The organism is Haloferax sp. Atlit-4N, assembly GCF_003383025.1.
Classification (GTDB): domain Archaea; phylum Halobacteriota; class Halobacteria; order Halobacteriales; family Haloferacaceae; genus Haloferax; species Haloferax gibbonsii.
Window position 1 is genome coordinate 32,775 of sequence record NZ_PSYY01000005.1, and the last position, 25,341, is coordinate 58,115.

At 50.6% G+C, this 25,341-nt stretch carries 16 protein-coding genes, 1 pseudogene and 1 CRISPR repeat array; of the genes and pseudogenes, 7 read left to right on the forward strand and 10 right to left on the reverse strand.

The genetic code is table 11. The features are described from left to right. Positions 1-279: 279 nt before the first annotated feature. Positions 280-1,772: a CRISPR direct-repeat array (repeat unit 30 nt; unit sequence GCTTCAATCCCACAAGGGTTCGTCTGAAAC). Positions 1,773-1,902: 130 nt separating this feature from the next. From C5C07_RS19170 to C5C07_RS19180, 4 genes are all read right to left on the reverse strand, one after another. After that, positions 1,903-3,180 (reverse strand): minichromosome maintenance protein MCM, encoded by a 1,278-nt coding sequence (locus tag C5C07_RS19170; RefSeq protein WP_115805856.1) that lies wholly within the window; start codon positions 3,178-3,180, stop codon positions 1,903-1,905. A 652-nt stretch (positions 3,181-3,832) separates the two neighbouring features. Further along, entirely contained in the window at positions 3,833-4,618 is a 786-nt protein-coding gene (locus C5C07_RS21160) for a hypothetical protein (protein ID WP_147302048.1), read from the reverse strand. Between the two features lie 144 nt (positions 4,619-4,762). Continuing rightward, positions 4,763-5,083: a hypothetical protein gene (locus C5C07_RS19175; protein WP_115805857.1), complete on the reverse strand. Its 321-nt coding sequence runs from the start codon at positions 5,081-5,083 to the stop codon at positions 4,763-4,765. A gap of 300 nt (positions 5,084-5,383) precedes the next feature. Beyond that, on the reverse strand, positions 5,384-8,035 hold the full coding sequence (locus C5C07_RS19180) for a DUF1156 domain-containing protein (protein ID WP_115805858.1): 2,652 nt from the start codon (positions 8,033-8,035) through the stop codon (positions 5,384-5,386). A 267-nt stretch (positions 8,036-8,302) separates the two neighbouring features. On the opposite strand from C5C07_RS19180, the gene C5C07_RS19185 reads away from it, so the two are divergent. Further along, on the forward strand, positions 8,303-9,454 hold the full coding sequence (locus tag C5C07_RS19185; RefSeq protein WP_115805859.1) for a hypothetical protein: 1,152 nt from the start codon (positions 8,303-8,305) through the stop codon (positions 9,452-9,454). Position 9,455: 1 nt separating this feature from the next. Then, the gene (locus C5C07_RS19190; protein ID WP_115805860.1) at positions 9,456-10,391 is read left to right on the forward strand and encodes a hypothetical protein; all 936 of its coding nucleotides are present in this window, start codon (positions 9,456-9,458) and stop codon (positions 10,389-10,391) included. A gap of 107 nt (positions 10,392-10,498) precedes the next feature. Here the strand turns inward: C5C07_RS19190 and C5C07_RS19195 are convergent, their stop codons facing one another. The 5 genes and pseudogenes from C5C07_RS19195 to C5C07_RS19210 form a co-directional block, all read right to left on the reverse strand. Next, complete coding sequence (locus tag C5C07_RS19195; RefSeq protein WP_115805861.1) at positions 10,499-12,001, reverse strand: pentapeptide repeat-containing protein; 1,503 nt, start codon at positions 11,999-12,001, stop codon at positions 10,499-10,501. A 230-nt stretch (positions 12,002-12,231) separates the two neighbouring features. Then, positions 12,232-13,110 (reverse strand): hypothetical protein, encoded by an 879-nt coding sequence (locus C5C07_RS21165; RefSeq protein WP_147302049.1) that lies wholly within the window; start codon positions 13,108-13,110, stop codon positions 12,232-12,234. Beyond that, positions 13,103-13,507, reverse strand: a complete 405-nt coding sequence (locus C5C07_RS21170; protein ID WP_147302050.1) for a hypothetical protein — start codon at positions 13,505-13,507, stop codon at positions 13,103-13,105. The genes C5C07_RS21165 and C5C07_RS21170 overlap by 8 nt, the downstream gene beginning before the upstream one ends. 148 nt (positions 13,508-13,655) lie before the next feature. Beyond that, a pseudogene (locus tag C5C07_RS19205) lies at positions 13,656-13,825 on the reverse strand (IS6 family transposase); the annotation flags it as partial. A 247-nt stretch (positions 13,826-14,072) separates the two neighbouring features. Next, positions 14,073-16,070, reverse strand: coding sequence for a hypothetical protein (locus tag C5C07_RS19210; protein ID WP_115805863.1), 1,998 nt, complete (start codon positions 16,068-16,070; stop codon positions 14,073-14,075). An 815-nt stretch (positions 16,071-16,885) separates the two neighbouring features. On the opposite strand from C5C07_RS19210, the gene C5C07_RS19215 reads away from it, so the two are divergent. Together C5C07_RS19215 and C5C07_RS21175 are read left to right on the forward strand one after the other, a co-directional pair. Then, on the forward strand, positions 16,886-17,332 hold the full coding sequence (locus C5C07_RS19215; RefSeq protein ID WP_115805864.1) for a hypothetical protein: 447 nt from the start codon (positions 16,886-16,888) through the stop codon (positions 17,330-17,332). 3 nt (positions 17,333-17,335) lie between these two features. Next, positions 17,336-18,001, forward strand: coding sequence for a hypothetical protein (locus C5C07_RS21175; protein ID WP_147302051.1), 666 nt, complete (start codon positions 17,336-17,338; stop codon positions 17,999-18,001). 9 nt (positions 18,002-18,010) lie between these two features. Here C5C07_RS21175 and C5C07_RS19220 read toward each other — a convergent pair whose 3' ends face one another. After that, the gene (locus C5C07_RS19220; protein ID WP_115805865.1) at positions 18,011-20,317 is read right to left on the reverse strand and encodes an AAA family ATPase; all 2,307 of its coding nucleotides are present in this window, start codon (positions 20,315-20,317) and stop codon (positions 18,011-18,013) included. Positions 20,318-20,449: 132 nt separating this feature from the next. Here C5C07_RS19220 and C5C07_RS19225 point away from each other — a divergent pair, with 132 nt between their 5' ends. The 3 genes from C5C07_RS19225 to C5C07_RS21180 all read left to right on the forward strand — a co-directional run bounded on the left by C5C07_RS19225 (position 20,450) and on the right by C5C07_RS21180 (position 24,806). After that, positions 20,450-22,645 carry an AAA family ATPase gene (locus tag C5C07_RS19225; RefSeq protein ID WP_115805866.1) on the forward strand — a complete coding sequence of 732 codons (2,196 nt, stop codon included), beginning with the start codon at positions 20,450-20,452 and terminating at the stop codon, positions 22,643-22,645. Next, positions 22,638-23,957 (forward strand): hypothetical protein, encoded by a 1,320-nt coding sequence (locus tag C5C07_RS19230; protein ID WP_115805867.1) that lies wholly within the window; start codon positions 22,638-22,640, stop codon positions 23,955-23,957. The genes C5C07_RS19225 and C5C07_RS19230 overlap by 8 nt, the downstream gene beginning before the upstream one ends. 267 nt (positions 23,958-24,224) lie before the next feature. Next, complete coding sequence (locus tag C5C07_RS21180; RefSeq protein ID WP_147302052.1) at positions 24,225-24,806, forward strand: hypothetical protein; 582 nt, start codon at positions 24,225-24,227, stop codon at positions 24,804-24,806. Positions 24,807-25,341 lie beyond the last annotated feature (535 nt).

Genomic DNA, 25,341 nt, shown 5'->3' on the forward strand with positions numbered 1-25,341 from the left:
ACTCAACTACATTGAAGAAGCCCGCCAAAGGTCTCCATTCGTTAGTGCAGTTATCACCAGCAGTATTTTTTTAGTATTACTTTGGGCGGGTGTCGCAATGCTATACTTCGCTTACGAGCTTTCGGTTGGTATAGCACTATCTGCTATCGCAGTAGTGCTAGTGTTCTCGATAGTAGTGTCTGCTCTCATTTACGTCGATAAACACGAACAGTATGGAATAGACAAATTCCCTCGTACTCCCGACGCAGCTGAGCAGGAGCGCACGCAGACGAGAACGTCGATTCAATCCCACAAGAGTTCGTCTAAAACTCTGGCAGGTCGATAATGACGACGCCCGCCTGGGGGTCGCTTCAATCCCACAAGGGTTCGTCTGAAACACTCTTGATTCCGTGACGGCTAACACGAACGCAACGCTTCAATCCCACAAGGGTTCGTCTGAAACGACAATCACTCCAATCTCAGAGACCACGACGGAGAGCTTCAATCCCACAAGGGTTCGTCTGAAACCATACAGCATCTCAATTATCAACAATCAGGGTAGTCACGCTTCAATCCCACAAGGGTTCGTCTGAAACCATGATAGAGTCCCAGACGCCGGTCGTGTTGACACTCGCTTCAATCCCACAAGGGTTCGTCTGAAACCCGTTGAGGCTCTCGTCGTAGCTGAAAACGAGGTCGCTTCAATCCCACAAGGGTTCGTCTGAAACACGGACTCGCCGAGCTGGAAGACGGCGGCGAGCCAGAGCTTCAATCCCACAAGGGTTCGTCTGAAACTCTGAGAACACTTCCCCGACTTCGGAGTAGGTGATTGCTTCAATCCCACAAGGGTTCGTCTGAAACACGACCGGAAGAGCGTCAGGCTCAGCCCAGAGAACGGCTTCAATCCCACAAGGGTTCGTCTGAAACGGCCGTGTTCGTCGCGTTCGTTCTGGACGAGCTTGCGGCTTCAATCCCACAAGGGTTCGTCTGAAACCATGCTCATATTACCGATTCTGTGGAGATACTATAAATGCTTCAATCCCACAAGGGTTCGTCTGAAACCGGTTCGAATAATTCCGGAATCGTCGCGCTCTCCCGCTTCAATCCCACAAGGGTTCGTCTGAAACCCGAGGTACGGAACGCAGTCCTCGCAGCGCTGTCGGCTTCAATCCCACAAGGGTTCGTCTGAAACGCGCCCCGAAGCCGGGAACGTCGAACACACCGCGCGCTTCAATCCCACAAGGGTTCGTCTGAAACTCCCGGCTTCGACGGCCGCGCGGTATGCGGAGCGGCTGCTTCAATCCCACAAGGGTTCGTCTGAAACGATGCGTGGCGAACCATCTCGGACACGGTAATCCGCGTGCTTCAATCCCACAAGGGTTCGTCTGAAACTGCCTCACACGTCATCCAGCGTGTGGTTCCTCCGGGTGCTTCAATCCCACAAGGGTTCGTCTGAAACGCCGTCTCCGGGCGGTAGCTCCCGCCCTTCTCGACGCTTCAATCCCACAAGGGTTCGTCTGAAACTCGCCTACTACACCAAGTCCCGGTTTCGTACTTAAACCGCTTCAATCCCACAAGGGTTCGTCTGAAACAGAATGCGTCATCCAAACGCTTCCCGGCGAGTCGGACGCTTCAATCCCACAAGGGTTCGTCTGAAACCTCAAACCGACGGTGGACGACGGTTTGGACGACGGACGCTTCAATCCCACAAGGGTTCGTCTGAAACACGAGGACGAGAGACCGACGAGAGGGGCGGCGTCGCCGCTTCAATCCCACAAGGGTTCGTCTGAAACCCGTCCGAATTCACGGGGGTAGGCGGCTGTACATGCCGAACTCACATCAACGTTTCCGTCGACCCCCAATTCCCCCCAAACCCCCGGGGGGTCGACGGAACTTTCACCGCACAACCGACCTACGACCCGATTACGTCGTCCGGTAGACATCGACTCGTGGTTCATACACCGCACCCCTTATTTTGCACGCGTCGAGTGCGCTCTCGATAGCCGCACTACTAAGTCCGCTTTGCTGGCACTGAGAGATAACCTCCGCTTCGGGAGCACCGTCCTCAAATTCCGATTGGAGACGACCGACAGTCTCAGTAACCTGGTCAATATGTTCGTCCGGAACGTCTGGGAACTCCGCAACGGTCGACCCAGACGCCCCACTATCACCTCCAGTCTTAATGAGCTCACCATCAAACGAACCAGCGTCAGGAGCAACCCCAAGAGTACGAAGAACGGTATCGACCAGGTCGATCGTTCGGGCAGCATCTGAGTGACTGGTCACATCTGCAAGTCGCAAACGAGCATGTGCCTGTGTGAACCGGACAAGCGTATCGTACAACCGCTGCCCAGTAACTGGGAACTCAGGAGCATCATCAGACTCCGCAAGCCGCTCGAGAATGGTTTGTGTGTACTCGCGAATCTCGTTACGGGTCCCGTCCGAGAGTTCTGGATCGATTGTCCGTGCGTATTCGAGATACTGTCGAGTGAGCGCAACAGGAAGTGGATCTTCATCGGTGTCAAGCTCGTCTCTGTATCGGACCCAATTGATGAGAACGAGATCAACGCTACTCGAGAGAGCCGGTTCAAGATCAATTTGATCCGGGATGGACACGTAGTCATCGAACTCACCGTATTTTGCATGCGTCGCGAGGAGAATCGAGCCAGGAGCACCAACAGTCTCGTGATAATTCGACTTGGCGAAGGAATACTGGCTGGTGTCGATGATCTGTTGGATCGCATTCTGTGTTTTTGATCGAGTGCTACCAAAGTGCTCGATGACAGTCAGATCGATATCTGAATCGAGAAGTGGGCCAGGAGTGAGTGCACCACCGGAGACGTTCCCGACAATCCCAGCGAGCGAGGAATTCGTCCCATTCAGATGGATTGTAGACTGCGGGGCGAGATCAGTCACAGCCGAGAGGAACCGCGAGAGAGTCGCTGACGCGTCGCTCACAATTGCGAGATGGATATCGCCCCGGACATCCTTACCAAGCTTCTGTGGTCGTGGCGGGGCACCAGCGAGCTGGAGTGTGACCGCCCGAAGAACCGTGGCATCGATATCAGATCGCTGGAGAGTGAGAGCAATGCGATCGTACATGTCGGTGGTACTCGCAAGACGTTCGAAGTCATCAACTGAATACGACTCAGTCCCCGAAGTATTCTCACCAGAGGAGGGAGGGATCCCATTATCGTCCATGAAGACCTATTGACATCATAGCACTTAGTGGTGACATTTTCGGTGCCGGCTCAGCGAGAGGAGGTTGGACAACCAATCAAACCTATAGTAGAATCTGGAACTCTTTGCACCCTCTGACGACGTAACCTGCTGCTACCCATCGATTTTTACCCTTGCGTCAAGGGAGATGAGCAAATACTTCTGGAGATTACTATAGCTACCACCCCCAGGAGGTTCGTCCCATTCGAACACAGTCTGCAACACATCACCATCCTAATCTCGGAAATATTAGCCGATGACCTGCGTCACAATACTGGTGGAGTCAATGTACAATCTGGTGATTTACTCCGTTGGACTTCGTGGTACTCCATAATCACAATTGCGAGCGAGTCAAAATACGAGAACACGTTGCTTCCTTCCGTGCAAATGGAAACAAATAGTACAACAAGGGTTCGACAGATCGATACACTACCGTGTCAATCTCCACGCAGTCTATCGATTGAGGTCACACCGAGTCAGCTACTGTTCTGACGTGTCTCCATTTCGGCCGCTAAGCTTCCCGAACACCTTCGTCCAAAACGGCGACGCATTGCGGACATGATCGTCTTCATATTTGCGTCCTGTCTTTGGTGCTCGCTTCATATCGTCAGATATCTTCTGGAGTAGGATAAAGCTATGGAATACATTGAATTGTACAATGGGAGGCAAAAGACTCCGGCGTTGAACTATTCGAAGAGTTCTGTAGCAAGATCCCGTCTGTTGTCTTATTCAATTTAGTATTGTTGATTTTTGGAGTGGTTTGAGAACTGTCTGCAGTAGAATTCTCCGTAGGCAGATGATCTGGTGCAATACTTGCAGGTTCCATCCCGTAGAACCCTGCAATGGCACCTATCAGTAGCAAACCAACCGCTACAAATTGAAATAGATGCGTTCGACCGATCCGAGTAGCCTCAATCCTCTCACTTTTTTTAACTGTTCGGATCCAGCTAGTGTATTCCTGGTTCATCCATTGCAACCACTCCACATTTGTATATTCTGCTGAACTTATCTCTTCAAGGTGGAATGCTTTGACTCCTGGTGTGTAGTCCGTGTACATATATGCCCGAATACCGATAAAAGTTGAGCAGAAAAGCGACAGATACCCAATAATGGTGAGCCAATTCAGATACCAAAGTGAGGAAGGGACTACTGATGCAATGGTGAATGAAAGGCCAATTAGTAGGAAATTGAGACGAACTGTAGAGATCGCCATGTTATCCTTTTCTTCAATTGCCTCAATCCTCTTGTCAAGTGAGCTGCGGGCCTCTTTGACGGCTGCTCGAAGAACATCGGGGTCATCTGTACGGACAGGAGTCACCTCTTCAGAAAGTCGTTGATAAGGTCGAATTCGGTCATTCTGAGGGGCGTTGTTATCTTTCCCACATAATCTGCCGACGATGGGAAAGTCCGACAGATCCATGCTCTCATATTTTTTATAAAATAGGTAAGAATGTACTGGTATGTACTGAAAATGACTTAAAAGTCCAGTATCCTCGTCTTGTGTTTCGGCAGCTCAGATCTGTTTTTCCCTAAGTTGGAAAAATAGATGTCAATTTGCTTCAGGTCATACCTCTTCATCAGCCTCCCCTGCCGCGAGGAGTTCACTCACCAACAGCGTCACCACAACGACCCAGAGATTACTCACGACATCGAACCCCAGCACGACGCCAAGGACGATGGCAAAGACAACGATCGGAGTCAAGAGAAGCTGACTCCGAGTGAGCTCCGGACGGCAGTACGTCTGGTAGACCAAACACAGATACAACCAGATGAACAGACAAAGCGAGTCGACGAAGTCGAACCCTGTCGTTGCAACAGAGACGTCACTCGTCGAGGACGTTCGGGTTTCGCTCGTGTCGTGGGCCCGAGTGTTGGCTCGGGCCATGCGGATGCGGTGTCGAGGCCCACCAGCAAACTGGTGTTCCCCAACGATCGTTCGTCCGGACAGTACGGGTCATGAGGACGGTTGTCCCCGCGTGTTTCATCACACGTCTTTAGCGGGGGCCGCCTGGATGAGGCTGTTTCCTACCATGATTCTCACAGATGCTGTGAGGTCATGTCCTCGGGGAGCTTGCAAATCGGCACAGGCCCACGGACGAACGAAACCCGTGACCTACCAGAAATAGGTAGCCAACCATCATAAACAATGGGGTTGGATAGAAAGCGGTAGCCGTTCCCGACCGCTTCAGAAGTCCCCAAGCGTGGTATCGCCACCAAGGACCCGACGATAGACCTCATCTCCTGTGGCATCGGCAAGGTCCTCACAAAGGTCGCGAAGCTCCGACTCGATCGTCCACATATCGAGATAGGTGTCGTTCACTTTCCCGTGTTCATAGCGGTACCGCAGGAACTGTGCTTTGTCAAGCGCAGAGAGATGCTCACCGTTGCCCCCACCATTGACCTGGGTTTGGATGTGAGCCATCCGGGGTTCGTCACGCCACGTCCCCAAGACGAAGTCCCCGTTTTCGACTCGGTAGAGTTTCTCAGCCTTCATTCGTTCGGGATTGGCGTTGGTCCCCCGAGTGAGCATGTTGAGGTCGTTGTACGAGGGGTCGTCCATCTCCAAGAGGTCTAAGAAGACGTCGATTTCACCAACGTCACTACTCTCTTGGATGATGCCGTAGATTTCGCTGACAACCTCTTTGGCGGACATAATCTCATCACCGCGTCGGACCTGGCCGTGATGCTTGGAGTACTCATGGAAACACCGGCCCATCTCGATCACACCAATGTCTCCGTCCGTGAGGTCGCGATTCTCGGTGAGCCGAGCATGTGTCTGCTTTGCAGTCTTGAAGATATTCCGCCGCAGATTCTTCCACGAAATCGGATCGCGCTCACCGGCGGGCCGAGCGACGATTACGATGTCGAATTCGACGACCTCGCCGCCGATGAACTTGTGCATATCTGCGGAAATCGGGTAGGTTGCAGTCACTTCGAACCCGACATCGCACAGCGATTCAAGCAGCTCACCCCACGACTCAGAGTCGCTGTGGTGGTACGTGAACGTCAGGACACCATCGTCTTTGAGTGCCTTGTGAATTGCCGTGAACGCCTCATGAAGTTCTGTCTCGAATTCTTCCGAGCCTTTCCCAAGGAATGGGTTCGATACGATACTCTCAGCTCGCGGCGTTTTGTCCTGATCGAAGCCATCATACTCGTCTTCGAGGAGAATCTTCTGCCAGACGTAGAAGAAATCGGAGACCTCTGAATAGATGATGTTGTCGTAGTACGGTGGGTCGGTGATGACGGCGTCATACCCAGAACTCACGTCGATGAGGCGCATGTCGCCTCTGTGGACAGTGATGTCTTCACCAATGGGCTGCGAAAACAGTTCAGATTCAACCATTGAGCCACTTTTGAGGTACCGCTCAGTTGGCTCATTAGCATACTCTACACCAGAGATCACCATATCCCAAGCGGACTCGAACGTACCCATCCCGTACTTCGCCCCCCAAACATTACCTTCACTTGGTTGATTAGGTGGGTCGAACGAATTGGTTTTGAATATATGATTTGAATGGTTTCTAGAGGGCTGATATGAACACATAAGACTGTTTGTCCGCAAAAAGTCACTAAACGTCAGCAAAAGAAATTCACGGAGATTCCGGTCCTGGACTGAGTCAATAGATCGAAGCAGCTTAGACAAACAAAGCAGCTGCCGTTCATTGTACATATCCACCCACTTCTCGTACCCGTGGTCAAACACCGGATTCCGTTCGGACGTCATATGCCCCGGTGGGATGTCCTCATCAGGAACGTACTCGTGGAGCGCTTCACGTGACTCCCACTCCTCACGAGCCTGTTCGAACAACTCAATATCGGCGTCCGAAGCCGCTTTGTACCCCTTTACGGCGCTCTTGCTGCGGCCGTGGTCGTCACACTCTGGGCAGTAGTACTCAACGGCATACAGTCGCAGATCATACCCTCCCTGTTCTTGAATCGCGTCGGTGATCCCATATTGCTGACCACAGTCCGAACAGGTGTATTTCCCACCGCGTGAGACGTTCCCCTCCTCGGGGACGAACTCGTGATCACATGCAGCACAAGAACACTCCTCGCGCCAATCATCGACGAGAACAACCGCCCCACAATCGGGACACAACACATTGTACTTGTCGTCGTTCTCATACCGTCCCTTCGCGACGCGGTAGTCTTTGAACAGCGGGACAGTATGGCCACATGACGTACAGTCGAGTTCCTTGACCCAGAAATTGTACATCACGTCCGCGTCGTGGTCACCGTTCGGACACGGTGTCTTGTAGTACTCGAGAATCTCGTCTGCGACGTCGGCTTTCACCGTCTCGAAGGCAGCTTCTAATTCCGAGACATCAGTCTGGCCGGCATCAAGTTCTTTCTTCGTCACGAACCACGCAACGGGATTCAGATCATAGCCATCAGCCGTCACACCAAATCGAGAGGCTTCAACGAGGGACGTCCCACCACCCATGAATGGGTCGAGAATTTTCTTGTTCTTGATCCGGACGTCTTTCGGATAGAGCTCCCAGAGACTCTCAGGGTCGGCTAAGTCGACATTATCGATGAGTGCAGCGACATCCGTGGATCCACCACCGAAATCGTCTAACGTCGTCCCATTGTTCCCTGGTTCGAACACCTCAACAGCGTCCGGATCGTCCAAGAGCGTGTACAGACTGATCGAGCGGAAAACACACCCCAGTCGACGGGCCCACCATTTGTGCATCGTATAGATTGGCCGATAGTACATTTTCGCCCGCCCTTCCTTTTCGGCGATTTCGTTGATGCGCTCGATCGGGAAGCCACGTTCAATGGGAAGGGTGCGACGCTCAGAGTCGTCAGATGAAGAGGAGGGATCAGACATGGTTAGTCAAGCTTGTCGTCGGATACATACAGGGGTCTCGTACATCGTCTTAAACCTGTGTCATCACGTGCCCACGCGACGATCACAATGTACGTGACGGCTAGCGCACGTAAGCACCTGAAAGGCAGCCTGCTTGTTTAGTCATCAAGATGAAAGGCAGCCTGCTTGTTTAGTCATCAAGACGACTGGGTTTCAGCTCATCGATAAATTTTAACTCCCCCGGATTGAACCCTTCACAAGAGCATTTATTAGAGAGACTTGTGAGCCATGAAATTCGATCCAACTGAGCTGTCTGGTGAGACAGACGAAGTCGTCTCCCTATTTATCGATTATATCACCCGGACAGACGAAGAGATCGAAGACGAGAAAGATCAGGGCCAGCGGAAGACACAGGTCAAAATCTTTCTTGCAGATAACCACGGGTTCGAACTGGGTTCACTAACCAGTGAGATTGAGCGCCTTGCTCAGACAGAAGGTCTTTCTGAGTATATCCAACGGTACATCACCGAACACAATTTCCACGAAGAACGCCTCGGTAAAGATGTCTCGTATGTCGAGATAGACACCCCTAAACGAGCCCGCACTGACCAATTCGTCTTTATTGACGACGGTGACTATCTCCGAGTCATTACAGCAGAGCGCCGAAACTGGACGAAAAAGACGATTGAGAAGCTCATTCAGTATTTGCCGTCGTTAGAGCGGGTGTTTCTCACACCGTCTGATTTAGAGGAGATTGTCGAAGAGCTGTACGGAACGTCAGTCTCTGGATTCACAGCAAAGTATCACTCATATAAGACAGACAAACGAGCAAGTATTCGATTCCATGGTGGGACCGATGAGGACCTCGAAAAAGTCGAAAATGTCTTCGACGCAAAGCCGACCAGGTTAGAGTTTAACCAACGGAATAGTCCAGATGCAGCGATTCGGAGCTCGGTTGCTCAAGAAGGACATTTTACATTCGCGAGTGTTCGACCGGGGTCAGAAGACCGCGGTGCAAAGACACTCGAAGAGCTTTCCAAAGGGTTCGAGTCGTACGACAAACAAAATTACAAGATTGGACACAAGCCCAACCGAGAGACGTTCAAGGATGGGCTCACAATCGAAGGTGGAACTACCCTCCGACTAATCGACGACTCAGAGGAGTATTCATTAGAGCAGGATACTGCAGACTACCTCGAGGAGCGTATCCTGGAACACAAGCGGCGATATGAATATTCGGTTTGGGAGCATGGAAATTACTTCATCTTCGACAAAGATACCGGTGAACCATTTGAGATCACAGTCGAAGGCGAAGATATCCATCTCCACGCCAAAGAGGCGACGACGTCCACTACGTTTCGGGATTTCTGTAGCTTAGTCTTCGAGGAGTTTGACTCAACGTACTCCCTCAAAAAGAGGTCTCGGAGGCTGAAGGCATAGGATGACCGAACAGTGGGTCAAACAACAGCGTGAGGTCGACTCATACAACCTCTTTTTCAGTTCGTTCGACGGGCTTTCTGGTGCTGAATCACTATACGATCTAGGGTACCGACTTGTTGGCAGTTTCGTCACAATACGAGATACTCGCCAGCAATTGATAGCAGAGCCAGACTTTGTACTGTTCAATGGAGAAACCGCGCTTCTTGTGGAAGTCAAATCTGGTGAGAATATCAATGAGCGGGATAAACAGCAGATGGAACGGTGTAATGGAATTAGCTACGAGACTATCGTTGACTTTCTTCGTGATGCTGAATTTAACGATCGTGGCCTTGATCCAAATGAATTGAATAATGTTGAGTCAGTAATCGTCTACTATACCGACTTCATTGAAGATTGTCGAAGCTCTACCGGATGTAGTTCCGCCCTTGATGACTTGAAACAGCATTCGGCCGTCCTGTCACAACAGAAAGGAGAATCACTAACGCTTGCAGAAGGAACTCTCGAAGACAACGAACTAAAAACGCTACTTCGAAACGGGATTCGACTCCCAATGCTAGTGGACAAAAAGGTCTATTTGACCGAAAACACCAACCGAGAGATTCTAGCGTATTCAATTGCTCATGACCTTGTGTTGAACAATCTAGGGAAGGATGACCGTCTCAGTATCACTCCCTCTGACGTGATCGAACGATATCGACACAGAGAGGTCCCACTCGAGAAGGTTACAGACGCATTGCAGTTCTTGGAGAAGATTGGTGGTTGCCAACAGAATTCTGCAGGGAGCTACCAATTCGATAGGCACCGGGTTGGTAAGCTGATGCAGGTCCAATCGAAGCTCGAAGACGCACGTGTGGCAGAGTTCCTTGAGTCTGGACAGACGAAAGGTCAGTCAAGCTTAGAAGATTTTGGCTCTGCCGAAACTGATGGCGGAGCTTGAACTGACTCGCTAATCATAGATCAGGCTGAGTCGGCATCCAGAGTATCAGTTATCCAAGGCATGAATGACTTATAACATACATTTGATACAGTCTCTGAGAAGGATGTTCACTCAACCGTACGACGGCCGAGGACAAAGACAAGAAACGCCATGAGTAGTGCACCAAGAAATGACTCAATCGCGGCGACTAGTTGTGACCCACCAAGTGGTTGGATATCACCATATCCGAGCGTTGTGAACGTGACAATGCTAAAATAGAGTGACTGCACAACCGTATCAATCGCTAATTGGAGATTAGAACCATAGATAACAGTCTCATTTGCGGTTTTAAGGCCCCAGATAGGGTAAATGAGGCTAAAGCCAAAGATGAGAAGAACCGACGTAAGGATTACTCGTTCATAGCTTTCTGCGTAGAGAGAAGTCAACCGAGAAATTTCAAGTTTAAGCCAGGAGAACCATTTCCCACCAGCAAGAGCAGCCTTTCGCGTAGCGTGTTTCTCTTGAATACGATACTCACGAAGGTGCGTAGTAATTCCATTTCGCCGCTGTAGCTGTTGGATTGTCTCGTATAACTGGGCCGCCGCATCATACTGTTTCTCACAAAGCTCCGACCGAGTGACAAGCGCCTTGAGTGCCGTACGAGGGCCGTCAGGAGTCTTTATTGACTCGGGCCATTCATCCGACCACCAAGACAGACGTAATTCAACTTCACCGTCGGAATAGCGATTCCAGTCTGCAATTTGTTCATGCAGTATTGGGAGACCAAATGAGGTTCCTTGTGAGACCCGTACGTTGTGCAGAGAGATGTCAAAAAGAGATGCACCAGTTAGGTCACAACCAAGAATATCTGCGTTTCTAAAATTCACTTTCCGGAGATGGGCCATCGTGAAATCACAATTTTGGAGTTCAGATCCTGAAAAATCGGAGCCCGCAAATCTTGAATTGGCGAAATTAGCAAGGTAGCATGAAGAATCGTTAAACCAAGTGTTCCGTAGGTCACAATACGACAGATCACAGGACAATATCCTTGCGTCATCGAAATACAAGTTACCAGAGTCAGCAACACGACTCAGATCAACGTCAGAGAGGTGTGCCCCAGAGAATATTGCACCCTCGATATCTGTCCGCTCGAAATCTACATGATCAAGTGATGAATTCTTGAAATTTGTGGATTGAGTGGTAGACTGGCGAATGTCAACGTTGAAGAGAGATGCATCCACGAAGTCAGAGTTGTCTAAAAAACAATTATTGAACACCGATTCGCGAATTGTACATCCGTCAAAGCTCGCTTCTTCGAATCCCGAACCACTAAAATCAATGTCAGAAAACGTGGTTCCAGAGAAATCAGACAAGGTAAACCCGTGCCCCGAAAATGCGTCCGTGTCAGTAAACGAAGCGTCGCGGAGAATAGTACCTCTAGTGAGGTCACCGTCTTGAACAGCCTCAAGAACCGCACCAACTGGTTTAACGTCAATATCGGCGTGGAGAATACACTGGGAGCAGTCTTCCCAGACGTCGCGCTTACAAGGAGTCACGGACAATCCAGGGGCATCAAACATGAGTTCATCAGGATCGAAAACATACTCACAGGACCGAAGTGAATCCACCATTGGATGAGTATTTTGACGGAGTACTATAATTTGTAGCCATGGTGATAGTGCAAAACAGAAGATGTAACTCAGATATTCGACCAGACATACAAACTAGCAATAAAAATGCGATGTGATGGTCTCCTCAGGAGAGGCAGAGAAGATTCCTCAAAGCTGTAACGCTAGAAGTACAGAAGACAACCAAACCCGAACGACCCAAAACTCCGCCCACAAAAACTCACGAAGGCCATCTACTCCCAATAGGCAAATCGGGAGCCAATTTCGGTCAAGTCACTTGCAGTCGTCCGTTCATTATGCCGGGCAGTGACCTCGGAGTCAAACCACTCTACATCGACAAGTACCTGTGGGGAGAACGTATTCGTGAACTTCACACCACTTTGTGCTGCCCCGGCGCGATGGCGCATGACACGATCAGCGACATCATTCGTGTATCCGACATAATACACGCGTTCCCCATCAGTAACACATGCAGCTGCCCGTTCCATCTTTGAAAGAGAGTCGCCAGCCTCCTGCTTTTCGGAGACACGTGCCCGTAGCGAACGGATGCTGGCCTTCTCGCCGTCCATTGGAGGAGTACAATCGAGCACGTACACCGCAAACCCACCAGCAGAATCTGGTTTGTGGGCGGCAACCCAGGATTCTATCTCACCGTCTGTGACACCGTCAAGAGCAAGGATATCACGAAAGCTCGATTCATTCGATGGCGATCGAGCCGGAGGCGTCGGTGCAGGGCGCTCCTCAGTAAGTGACAATGAATCCTCGTTCGCTAATCGAATCGCCGTAATGATTTGTCGAAGTGCAGCTTTGTCAAGACTAGTAAGCGGGTGATCCTGTTCGCGAACACCCGCTGCAGACAAGAGCATTCGAAGGTTCGTTGCGAGTGTTTTCTTCGTCCCCCACGAAGACTCATACAGGGGGTGTGTCCGGGCGTACGCTGTCGGATCTTCATCTGGTTGAATGCGAGAACAGCATGCCCGTAAGAGGTCATTTCGAAGCGAACCTGGGATTGGTTTCTCGTATGCGGCACCGAGTTCTCCCGAGAGAATCGATTTGAGCTCAACCTCTGAGTACGAAGACAGCTCTTCGAGGAGTTCGGTTGGCTCACTCATCGTCAGTACCCCCATACACCGACTCAAGATTATCGACTGTTTGTTTGGCCTGCAAGAATTTCTGTCTTGCACGCCGTGAGTACTCATCGACCGTGCTTTTTGTCGCGTCACTAATTAGCCGCATCTTGTATGCAATTGCCTGATGCGTGAGACCGATCTCTTTGAGCGAAACAACATACGCCTCGTTACCCGAGAGGTTAGTGTCGTCTTCCAGCTCTGCGAAGCGGTCAACGATCAGCTCACCGACTCGCTTATCAAGTGCTTCCCGCTCTTCAACGTAATCAAAACTATGCAGAAAATCATCTGGCAGTCCCTCCTCTGAGCTATCCTTTGCAGATTGATTGAGTAACTGTACAATCGAATCATCATCCATATCTCTAAAGTTCAACTCAGCCATGTACACTACAAATTTTGTAGTGCGACCATAAATAAGTACGCACTACAAATATCGTAGTGCAGGCACTCCATCCAATACTGTCTGTACAGTGGCACTGTATAGTCAGTGACTCTTCAACCGGCGTTCGTCCATCGAGCGCTTGATGCGGTCATTGAAAATTATAGTATTGCTCAGATTGTATGAACTATTCACGGACGCTCCCGTAACTGCCCACCCACGAATTATTGAAGCGGTCAACGCGTGTTTTGAGGGTGTGAAACCACTTTTGAGGAGGTTTCGCTCGACGTAGTCAAGTCGACCGCTCAATCCTAAGATTGAATTCACCGCCCCATTCGTGGAAAATCAAGTCAGTGCGTAGTAACGAGGGGGACTACCGACAATCGAGAGAAAACGCCGGCGCGTCGCAGTAATTAAACACCCGCAGCAAATCTCTGTGGATGCACAGAAGGAGGTTGCAGAGAACCTCGTTCATACGGTGGCCTAGCTCATTCAAGATTTCTTCAAGTTAGTTTTCTCTACTCTGTATATCTGAGGAGATTAAATCCACGAATATATTCTTTGTATTCTAGAACCCCGACGGCAGATTAGGGTGAACCTGTTCTTCAATGACAGTTCCAATCGACCAGGTATCCTTACCAGACGGCCCAATCCGAGGGTACGTGGTAAATGAACCAGGAAGTTCTCGATGAGTTCCAGTCAGAAGAATATCGACAGTGGCGATAAGGTCGAGCCATTGCGCCTCTGTAAAGCTGACATCTACTCCCTCGTTCTTACGTTCACCTAAACGAATCCTCATGATATGATTCCCGTCGTCGATATTCGAAATGAGGAGTTTTAACCCAATTTCAGTCCCCGAAGCCCCAGATAACCGGTACGGTTCGTTCCTATCGTGGTCGAAAGGATAGGTGTCTAAGTCGAGTAGCTTTCCTTGGCCTGCAACTTCTCCGCCCGAAATAGTCTTAATACTAACAATTATGGCCAGTAGCTGACGAATTACGTCGCCACCAAACCAAATGTATCCTCCCTCCCATGAGCCTCGTCCGAAGTGGAATTTGAGTGCTTTTTCACCATCAACATCTAAGTCACTAATCGTAAGCCGGACATACCCCTCTTTCATGTCACGTGGTCCAACACCTTGACTTAGGTCTTCAGTATACGGGTCTGCCGATTGTCCTGAGAGCAAGTAGGCGCGAACCTTCGTCTGGTTAAATTCACTTTCGAACGGCTCTGTTGGTTCGGTAACGGGACTTCGAATCCATCCATCGTCGTCAGCTCTATCAGAGTTGTCAGTCAACAGCTGCCGAGCATAGGCAGCTGCGTCAGGGTTTTTGAGTCGCTCCGCCTCCTCATTGGTAACAAAAGGTTCGACAACCTCTTTTCCATTCTCTATTTCGACTTCCCCATATCCAACCTTTTGTGCGGTGTATTTTTCCATATAACCGTCATGGACTGGAACAACTCGTGCCGCCTCTCGGTCAATGGAAAGCACGCCATCTTCACTAACGGTTAGTAGGCCAACTTTTTCGAGTTCTCCGTGGTCCTTAATAAGCGAGTGAGCATCTGTGACCAATGAAGAGGGAACTGCGAGATACAGACGAGAGAGCGTTTCTGTCGCCAACAACTCAGAAAGCTGTTGGGTAACTCGTGTACGGTTATACGAGCTTTCTCCTTTCGCCTCAATCCCAATGATCTCGTTTGTATCTGGATCGTTAACAGCATCAGTTGGGTCATGGCTCCCAGAGAAAGCAATCAGGTCTGCTGGCCGCCATGCCCGGTCCGAATCCATTACATTCGGCACATGAGCCTCAGGGATTCCCCCAAATTCCCGCCAACAACAATGGCGAATCCAGGGTTCTTCTCGTCGAGAAAATGACGGCTCTCCAGTCCGGTTAAGTTGCTCACCTTCCCGAAGGATCTGAGGTTCATATGCGTCATTAGGTGTGAGCTCGGCTGCAACATCTCTGAAACTATTTCCGTCGAGATTGAGAGGGATGTGAATCACACCAACCATTGTTGGAAATCGTGCTCGAGTCAGTTCCGAAATCCCTTGTTCGACGGTGATTGGTTTCTTTTTTGTGAAATCAGCATATCCTAGCTTGGAGATGATATATTCTCGGACCGAAGGTGACCCGGAGATTGGTTGGGAAAGGAATTCTTCAGAAAACGCAGCGTCCAGTGCTTCGAGTATTTCTGATTCCGAATGCATTTCTGCCTTGATTCCGGCAGCTAACTTCTGACTTGTTTGACTTACAATAGATATGTTGAGGGGTTGGTGACTATAGAACGCCTGTTGAAAATCATCAACGAACGGTGAGGCAAGGAATATCCGATCGAACATACCGCTTTCATGATATCGGTGCAATTGACTATACAGTCTAGAGTCAAGCGTCGTCTCTGCTTTATGCTTGAGCTCAATTCCCCAGAATTCACCATCTGGTGTTCGAGCGACGAGATCGATTCGGCCTTTACCAGCCCACACTTCACCCTCCACCTCAAATCCCTGCACTGCCTCAAGCCAAAACCAAAGGCGTTCCTTGAGGAGAGCCTCAACAAATGATGCCATCAGATATCAGTATAGATGGATAGTATCCGAGAAAACATTTTCTTGTATTCCAGTGTCCAGAACGTCGATGAGAGACGAAGAGTTTGAGGTCTATTTCTATGAGATTGAGGACACTATTAGTGATCGAGTTGAGCGGTGTGCGACATTCAACTCAATGAGCTACGGCTTATTTTTCCACCGAACCAAACTCGTTCACTTAGGGGGCGAGAATCGTCCAATGGACAGAATGTAGTGTGCTGCGAAGAAACCAGCTGGGGATCTATTGAAACTGTTGTGTTAAATAGCGACTCTTGAACAGGGATGAAGCTGATCCGATTCTACGAGCGTGATCATCGATTACCCAGCAGATGATTTGAATTCTGACCACCCACGAAGACACCGCTACTCAACAAAGCAGTAATATTCAGTATCCAGTCGCTCTATTTGGTCACCTTCCAGCAGGTCCAGATGACTCGCGACTTGGCACAGAGTCGGCAACATGCTGGTTGATCTAGGTAGTGCCTACATCTGGTTGGTTGTTGACGTACGTGGCATTATTGCGTGAGTGGTGTGGTTGCCGTGACAAATTTGAGTGAGACGATCACGACTGGTCGGGAAAACTACACTCTCAGAAAGTCTCACAGGAATGCACGAACCACAAAGTGGCTTCCATAGTCGGATCCGAATTCTCACCTTCACCGTGGGGAGGGAGTCATTCCATATTGACTAGCACCACTAGCACGATGTGCTAGCCTCCTCGAAGAGGGGCGGAGGAGAGGTATCAAACCTGTAACGGCAGAAATCGGCTTTATACCAGCCCAAAGAGAGAGTGAGGTATGGCCCTCGGAGACCACTTAGATACGAGTCCAACAAAAGCAGATGCAGACGCAATCGATCGGGATGTCACCGTTCGACTGGGCGTGAAACATCTCAAGACACCCGCATCCTTACTAGAGGCCCAGAGTCCTTCAAGGGCGGTCGTCGCGACACGGTTTCTCCAGTATGCGATTGCCCACGAGGATCCACAGAGTCTGGAGTACGTTCGAACAAATAGCCTCTCGAAAGTCTTCGAGGAGATTCAAGATGGCACGTTAGAAGAAACTCATCGAATACCATCAACTGAAGACAGAGATGAGAAAAAGCAGGTGAGCATCACGACGAAGCAAGGCGTCCATATGGTGTTTAACAGGCTGTTCAAAGAGACATCAGATACTCGAGAGGCTATCGAAGGATGGGTTAAAGCCGTTCGAGAGGACTACGAAGCGATCGAAAATACCTGCTAAACAATGGGGCTACGAGATGACGGTAGACGAGCAACAGTCGATGATATTGAGGGTGCCGCACAGATTCCGATCTTCACCGAAGCCCACCTCGAACAGGGTTCAAATTGCCCATCGTTGGTAGTACTCAATGGTAACGACTGGAAGATCCTCAAAACAACAGCTAGTGGAAAGTGGCCACGTGCAATCGTCGACAGAGATACGGGAAACTATCTAATCCACACGTTCCCGGGGTTTAATCACAAGATCTACGAGGTAGATCTATTCTATGACACGGACGACGGGCTCTATATGGCGTACTATGGGGTTCGAGATGCGGTCGTCGCATCTGTCACCCCATCTGCACGCCGTCTCACCTACGAGGAGCTAACTGTCGAGAAGGTTCCAGAGAGTGGTGAGCCTCCGCTACTCATCACCAAAGACTGGTCCGCAAAGTCTCCTCGATGGGGACCGACAAGCGTTATCAAGCGTATCGACAATCTAACACTGGATCTTGCAGTCGGTGAGGCACCATTCAAGTGGTCACGAAAACTGGAGGAAGGAGCAGATGCCGTCATCGATGAGCTGGGACTACGGCGGTCGAGAGAGCGACGCCAAAACAGAAGTGAGCCACGAGGGAACCCAGCTCGGGCAAAAGATCTCCACGAGAAGTTCCGCAGCGAGTTCCTGTAGTATGAGTAACTACCTGTTTTCCCCGAGTGCATCACGGTAGGCAGTTAGAACCCGAATGAGCGTCGCTGCAGGGTCGACATCACGAACCTCCAGTTCATTTTCAAAATCACCGAAAAGTTCCAGTGCCGGGTTCGACTGTCCAACATCGACAAGCGGTTCAAGAATAACCGTGTCAATATCACGGTACAAGGCACCGAGACACTCGTGTCCCTCCTGTTCGAATGACTCAATGTGGGTGTGCCACTCCGTGCGGAACGCCACAATCGACTCACCGGTCGAGAGATTCGCAAACACCTCACTGAATCCCACAAACGGGTTAAATAGCGCTTTTGCGAGCCCGCCTTGGAGCCCAAACCGACTGATAGCACTCGGATCTTGGAGTTCAGCTTGACTATCAGATTGTGATTTCGAACCCAGTTGCTCGAAGAGTTCAAACAGACGCTCAGAGTCGCTCACCGTATCGATAAGCTCGACGAGCGATGCTTTCACCAGCTCCCAGTCTGCACGAGAAAGGCCGTAGGTCTCTTCGAGGGCATCCCAGAAGTCGTAGTCGGGGTCATAGTCGATCGCAACATCGTCCCGGTCGGCATAGAACTCAGCAATGAAGATCAACAAGAGACGGCCGACATTCCCAATCGGGGTATCGACATCGGCATCCGTCTCTTCGAGTGCTTCGAGTCGCTCTGTGAGTAGCTCGACTGCTTCAGATTCATCGCCATCATTGTCGAGAATCATCACCCGAGTCATCGTATCGTGATAGAAGGTGAGCAACTCAGCTTCCAATGACGAAACCCGGTCGTCGTCATTCAGCTCTGCAATGAGTGCTTGGGTCCCGACGATTTCAGAATTTGATGGAGGCCCTCTGAGGACAGACAGAATCTCGTCTGAGTCGATTGCTTGGGAGGCATCCAAGTCCGGTACTTCAGTCCCAACCAATGCGAATTTCGTATAGTACTCTTTGAGAACGGTCCTTGCATGGTCCGCAGAGATATCATCGAGTTCAGCAAGAACCGCCTCGAGCCTGTCTTCAAACGAGATATCGAGCCCAGGTGGGCGACTAATATGATAGTGAAAGAGGATTCCCGAGGCCGCAAAATTCTGGAGTTTTCGTCGCCCGTCTTCAGAAACAAGTTCATCGACCCCTGAAACGAGGTTCTCAACGAGTTCAGTGAGGTGGTAGGCTGCAGCCTTCCGGTGTTGGATGAGTAACTCGTCATCAGAGCGTCGTTCTTTGAGATACGCTTGTTGGAGTTGATGAAGGTGGTAAACTGGGATCCCCTGGTCGTAGCCGAGACGCTTGAGGATTGTTTGCTGACGGAGGTCACGGAATGACTGTTCAACGTCCTCACGAGGGCGGTCAACGACATCTGCGACAATATCGGGGCGAAGCTCGGGGAGGGCACACGACTCTCTGAGAAGCGAGCGGTATGACTCATCCAGACTCTCAAGCAGTCGTGTCTCCAGGAGCTCATTACGCTCTTGTTGGATGTCTGGATGGTCCGCAAGCGCTGCGTGGATATCATCACGCTGTAATGCGATCTGTAGGAGTCGAGTCGTGAAATATGGGTTCCCAGCGGCGATCTCATACACGTCGGAGGCGTACTTTGCTTCGAACCCAGATGCAGTCAGATATGAGCCAACAGTATTGACATCGAACTCTTCGAGTTCAATCTCTGTCACAAAATTCTGCGTCCGGTCGTAGAACCGCTCTTGGGCACCAACACAGACACTTCCACTATCGGAAAGCGCCGTCGCAACTGACCGGAGTGTCCGTGCAATGTCCTGATAGACCTCCTCGTCAATCTGAGCGCGGTCAAACTGATCAATAATCAAAACGCAGTGATCTGCAGCGTAGTGCGCACGGGTTTGCTCAATCAGCGATAGAATATCACCAGCAATGTCGGGAACATCATCCGTCTCAGTCGTTTGGTCGGGCTGGCTGAGTGCTTGGAGGGCAGCACCTGCGGTTTTCGTCGTCGCATCACCAGGTACCTTCGAGAGAATTTGGCCAGTCTTTGAGAGAACTGAGCCCAGCGAAACTCGCTCGCGAAGTGACGTCTCAAACACCCCAGGGTGAGTCTCTTGCCACGTTTGTGCGAGTCGCGCCCCGAACTGTTCAAGCGATTCTGGCTCTCGAACACGGTATGCTAAGACGGGGATGTCTTCGCCGTCACACCACATCGAAAACTGTTCCAAAAGGGTGGATTTGCCGATGCCACTTGGCCCAATAACCGGATAGAGAGCCGTCTCCTGTGGCGGGCTCTCTTTGAGAAGCGAAAGCTCCTCGTGACGACCAACGAATGGAAGCGATTGCACTGCGAAATAGTATTCTCGATTGATATAAACAAGCTCTGGTCACACTACCACCCCAACTCAACTCAACCCAACAGAGAGAGGGGCGAATGGCGAAATCATTTTCAGGGTCGGTTCAGTCGAAGTGAGTATCTTATGAGTGAGTCTGCCCCGTCGGTCTTTTTGCAGCCTGTTGGTGACGACTGGATTGGCTGGTTCGAAAAGACGGTTCACACCCCATTTGATTTTACGACAGAGCAACCACCAGACGAGCTCAAAGGATATGAGCAAGCCCGCATTTGGGGCTTCCCGGAGGGTGAAAAGAATGACTCGTATTGGGAACAGATCGCTCCGGGTGACCTCATCCTCTTTTACCGTAATGATGTCTTCTTCGCCGTTGCGACCGTTGCCGAGACAATTCAAAGCAAAGACGTCGGTGAGCACGTCTGGAATAACGCCGGCAGTAAGAACGTCTTCGTTCTTGAGAACTACAAGCTCCTTGGACTGCCAGTTGACCGACTGTGGGAGCTACTCGATTTCAAGTCGAATTTCCGACTGCAGGGGTTCATGCGCGCGAAACAGTGGCGCGTCCAGCGAATTCTCGAAGAAGGATACACGTCAGTTGCTGCGTTTTTAGACACCTACACCGTCTCAGAGCCTGCCATTCCAACGTTGGGGGCGGCACAGCGAAGTATCAACGACGAATGGGACGCTGAATCTCGGATCCAGCACGTTCTTGATCGGGTCCGTGATGTCGAGCCAGCCACACCCGAGGAGTTACTCGAGAAAGTTCGTAGAGAATCCCAAGAACCAGAGGACGAAGCGTTCAGCACGTACTTCGTCAATCAACGCGACGAAGCAGAGCTCGAAGGGAGTGAGGATCCGAATGTAGGCTACCTCAAGGCGGGGGTTGACGATGTCTGGCACCACGACCTCTCACAGCTTGCAGCTGGAGATATCGTCTTCCACTACCACGATGGAGCACTCGTTGCTATTTCAGAGGTGGTTGGAACAGCGAGTATTATCAATACGAACGGGTCGAATTCATACATCGTTCCCGTTCGACTTGCACGCCTCGGAACGCCACTCGAAAAAGCAGAGCTCACCAAGCGCGTAGTCAATAGCGACCTGGTATGGGGTGACCTTCCGTTTTTCATCGCCCCCAAGCAGGGATATCTGATTGATATCAACCGACAAGCAGCACGGACGCTCGTACACATTGTCTCTGGGAAGCAACCGAAAACTGCACTCGAGAGCTATCTCGAGTTCCCCACAGTCGATTTCGAACTCCCAGATGCACTCTACTTCGATGACGCAGCCTCAATTCGGCGTGATATCGAAGCCGCCCTAAACGCAGGAAAACACATCATTCTGACTGGCCCACCAGGGACTGGAAAGAGTAAAATCGCAAAGGCAATCGCAACACAAGCAACAGAACTCCAGGAAGTCGACGGATCGCGGTTCATCACCGCGACCTCCGATATGACGACGTACGATACCATCGGGGGCTATGTTCCCAATCGTGCTGCAGAGGGCGATGAGCTTGAATTTCGACCGCGGCAGTTCCTTCGTTGTTTCAGGGATAATGGCGTCCACAATGAGTGGCTCATCATCGACGAGATCAACCGCGCAGATATCGATAAAGCGTTTGGACAACTGTTCTCGGTACTCTCTGGCGACTCGGTTGAGCTCCCCTACGAGAACGAAGAGACAGTCACAATCGAATGGGTAGACGACCAGACGCCACCGGAAGAACGACGACGTATCGAAACCAGTCCTGATCGCTACCCGGTCACGCCGTCGTGGCGACTGCTTGCGACGATGAATACCCAAGACAAAACCTCACTCTATGAGATGTCGTTCGCCTTCATGAGGCGGTTCAATTTCATACACATCGGCTTGCCAGAGCTCACACAGGACGGCACAATCCGAGCGAGCCTCCTCGATCCCGATCAAAATGTTGGCTATGCTCGTGGGTGGGCAGGAAAATACAGCGGGCCGGGAGACTTCCGAGAAACCCTCGCGAACGGTCATGCGGATATCGCAGTCATTTGGGCCGTAATCAATCGCGAACGAGCACTTGGTCCATCAATTATCAAAGACATCACAGAGTACCTGACAGCATACAAAGGGAGCTTCCGGGAAGGCCTCACACGAGCGGTTATCGGCCAAGTCTTTCCCCAACTCGAGGGACTGCGCCCACAGACACAAGAGTCACTCCTCGTGGCGCTCGAAGAAGCCCATGATGTCGACACACACAGCGACCCAGTAACGCCGGACCTCAACTTCGAGACACTCTACCGAAAGGCGAACGACTTCTTTGGTGTCGATATAGGTCGCGACGATGACTAAGATCTCTCCAGAGGAGTTGATCAGCGAGGTCACGACAGAGTTGACTGCGTATCTCCGGCGTGGCCAGGTCATCAACCAGTCAGTCCTCGCTGACGCGCTCGATTTTACCAAAACGAATATCGACGACTTAGACCGGCTCTTGGATATTCACTTCGCGCTTGCGCCGGCAGTTGGAGAGTACACCGAACGGCTCCACCAAGAGCTGCGTGGCATTGCAACGACAACAACAGCTGAAACACAACGGAGCCGTGGCGATATCTCTGGCAGTGTTGACTGGGGGCTTACAACCAAAGCACGAGCTGAAAGTGGGTTTCATGATCGAAGCGTCTTCGTGACGCGACGGCGCGAAACATCCTACGAGACCCCAAAAAATCTCGTGTTGAAGAGTCTACTCGGTTACCTCTTCGAGCTCGTCGAAAACGAGATTGGAGCCGTCCACCCAACACGTCGAAAACAGACGTGGGACGACGAAGCAATCCAATCGTTCACGAGGATATATGAGTCGAACGTCCACCTCGAGCGGATCCCCACAGTCCCACTCGCACATCTCACCCCGCGGATGATCGACGCAGCACGACAGTCGCGTGAGTACCTCTACTACAAAGCGGCAGAGTTACTCGACACACATTGGAAGCTTCATCAACTGGACGTCACAGATCCCGCGGTACGTGGGCTTCTTGAAGAAACAGTCGCTGCACCAGACGGCGCAACGCTCTTCGAGCTCTACTGGATCTTCAAAATAGTGAGACGCCTCAGAGAGACATATCCAGAGCTTTCGATTCAACACGTCACAGAGGGGTCGAAGCCCGTTGCTCGTCTTCGTGGATCAACGCTCGAGATAGACGTCTATCACACCTCACAGGGGAATCTAACACTCACAGAACCCACAGACGGGCCGAGTACGACACCACGAAATCCCTACCTCACCCAACAGATCCGAGCGCATAAACTCCACCAGACGATTGTAGACCAGCAATCAACGAGACCACTCTTTAGCGGCACGCCAGACATCGTTGTCGAATTTTACGATCGCGACAATGAGACACAGGAGCGAACGCTGGCAAAGGTCGTCCTTGGAGAGGTCAAGTATACCGATCAACGCAGGACACTCTCAACGGGTGTGTTTGAACTTCTCGAGTATCTCATGCACGCACAGTATGACGGACAGTATATTGCTGACAACCCAGCCATCGATCTCGCTGGCCTCGTGTTTAGTGATTGCTCAGCATCGCTGCAGTCACATCCGCTAGTCGCGAGCGTGACGCCACAGACGCTCTACGAACAGGCTGTCGAAGACCAGCTCTCTATGTGAGCGGAGGACTGAAGGTGAATTCATGTCGTCCGTTATCATATTTTGAAATCATATACAGAATTTGTTTACAGTAAACAGATACAGGATTCAGATTCGATTTGGAAGAAGTGGACTACACAAGATCGTATGGATTCCCAAATCGATGAAATGATACAATTAGGGGCGAAGCGTAATTCTGCCTGTAATCCCAGACACGGAATACCGTCTGTTCACGTCGGGTTGTTTAGATAAGAACACAACTAATACAGAAGAAAACTATCTGACAATATGGCGTCGGAGGTTTCCTCTGTATTTGTTCCTGTTATTATCCTGATCGTCATCGAACTGAGTGGCGTCGCGAGAGAAATCGATCTCTACCAAGCACTACATGAAGATGGAGCAAATATTATTCCGTTTCTGTTTCCTGGTGAGCGTAATCTAATACCAAACTTAGGCCGATTCTCGTTTATTCATTCGTTGAATGTTTCTTTCTTGATTATTTCTACGGTTATTATATCATTAGATGGTGGGGTCTCTGTAATATGGGTTATTGCTCTACTCCTAGCTGTTTGGACTGTATTGCCGGTATTGGAAGTAGACGAGTACGAAACGATAATCAAACAGGGTGTCTCACCAAAATCAATTCGGAGGCACATGATGTACGGCCCTATTCTCATTAGCTACACTTTTGTTCATTTTACATTCTTGATTGAAGCTCAGGAATGGTACATCTCAGTCGTTGGACAGGCTCTGTTTGTTGGACTGGTTCTTGGCTCAGTTCCCCTCTTTCTCAGTCCTTTGGCGACAGAGCTGTCTGAAACATCAACACAACAGATAGGCAATCAACAGCCGAGAAGCCAAGAAAAGTAACGTCATAGTAGCTAAGCGAAAATCCGCATAGGGTCTCGAGAACGCTGCCACGACGTCAACCCGTAGGGGTCGTCTGGAACAGTTCACAAGGCCAATACAACAGTCGGCCCCGCCGTGCTGCAATCCCGAAAGGGACGTCAATAAGCCGAGTTCACGAGACAGGTGGAAGTACTCCTCCAGTTTAAAAGAGTGTTACGTCAGCCACCTTCACCTCGAGATTGTGTCAAACCAACGGACGATAGAATAAAAACATAGGCGACTAAGATAGAGGCAAGGGCATGAGGCCCTTTGCCAAGTGATTTCAGGAGAACCGGTCACGGATTGAAGCAAGTATTGGCAAAGGAAACCTCATGACACTCTTCAGACGAATCATCGTGTGTGAGATAGTTCACAGACACCTCTCAACCACTCCAGTGTTATCCAGAGACTCACCAGTCCGATGAATTACGGAAAGTCAAGGAGAAAGCCCCGTGCTTCAGCGCGGGGATGAATCCGACACCCCTTCCACATACGGTGTTCGACGTGTTGAACGGAT

What these genes read in the sequence shown, in the direction of transcription:
- C5C07_RS21170 (WP_147302050.1), bottom strand. Translation starts at nt 13,507, where the DNA reads ATGGCTGAGTTGAACTTTAGAGATATGGATGATGATTCGATTGTACAG.
- C5C07_RS21175 (WP_147302051.1), top strand. Translation starts at nt 17,336, where the DNA reads ATGGGGCTACGAGATGACGGTAGACGAGCAACAGTCGATGATATTGAG.
- C5C07_RS19195 (WP_115805861.1), bottom strand. Translation starts at nt 12,001, where the DNA reads ATGGTGGATTCACTTCGGTCCTGTGAGTATGTTTTCGATCCTGATGAA.
- C5C07_RS19215 (WP_115805864.1), top strand. Translation starts at nt 16,886, where the DNA reads ATGGCCCTCGGAGACCACTTAGATACGAGTCCAACAAAAGCAGATGCA.
- C5C07_RS21165 (WP_147302049.1), bottom strand. Translation starts at nt 13,110, where the DNA reads ATGAGTGAGCCAACCGAACTCCTCGAAGAGCTGTCTTCGTACTCAGAG.
- C5C07_RS19225 (WP_115805866.1), top strand. Translation starts at nt 20,450, where the DNA reads ATGAGTGAGTCTGCCCCGTCGGTCTTTTTGCAGCCTGTTGGTGACGAC.
- C5C07_RS21180 (WP_147302052.1), top strand. Translation starts at nt 24,225, where the DNA reads ATGGCGTCGGAGGTTTCCTCTGTATTTGTTCCTGTTATTATCCTGATC.
- C5C07_RS19175 (WP_115805857.1), bottom strand. Translation starts at nt 5,083, where the DNA reads ATGGCCCGAGCCAACACTCGGGCCCACGACACGAGCGAAACCCGAACG.
- C5C07_RS19180 (WP_115805858.1), bottom strand. Translation starts at nt 8,035, where the DNA reads ATGTCTGATCCCTCCTCTTCATCTGACGACTCTGAGCGTCGCACCCTT.
- C5C07_RS19190 (WP_115805860.1), top strand. Translation starts at nt 9,456, where the DNA reads ATGACCGAACAGTGGGTCAAACAACAGCGTGAGGTCGACTCATACAAC.
- C5C07_RS19230 (WP_115805867.1), top strand. Translation starts at nt 22,638, where the DNA reads ATGACTAAGATCTCTCCAGAGGAGTTGATCAGCGAGGTCACGACAGAG.
- C5C07_RS21160 (WP_147302048.1), bottom strand. Translation starts at nt 4,618, where the DNA reads ATGGATCTGTCGGACTTTCCCATCGTCGGCAGATTATGTGGGAAAGAT.
- C5C07_RS19170 (WP_115805856.1), bottom strand. Translation starts at nt 3,180, where the DNA reads ATGGACGATAATGGGATCCCTCCCTCCTCTGGTGAGAATACTTCGGGG.
- C5C07_RS19210 (WP_115805863.1), bottom strand. Translation starts at nt 16,070, where the DNA reads ATGGCATCATTTGTTGAGGCTCTCCTCAAGGAACGCCTTTGGTTTTGG.
- C5C07_RS19185 (WP_115805859.1), top strand. Translation starts at nt 8,303, where the DNA reads ATGAAATTCGATCCAACTGAGCTGTCTGGTGAGACAGACGAAGTCGTC.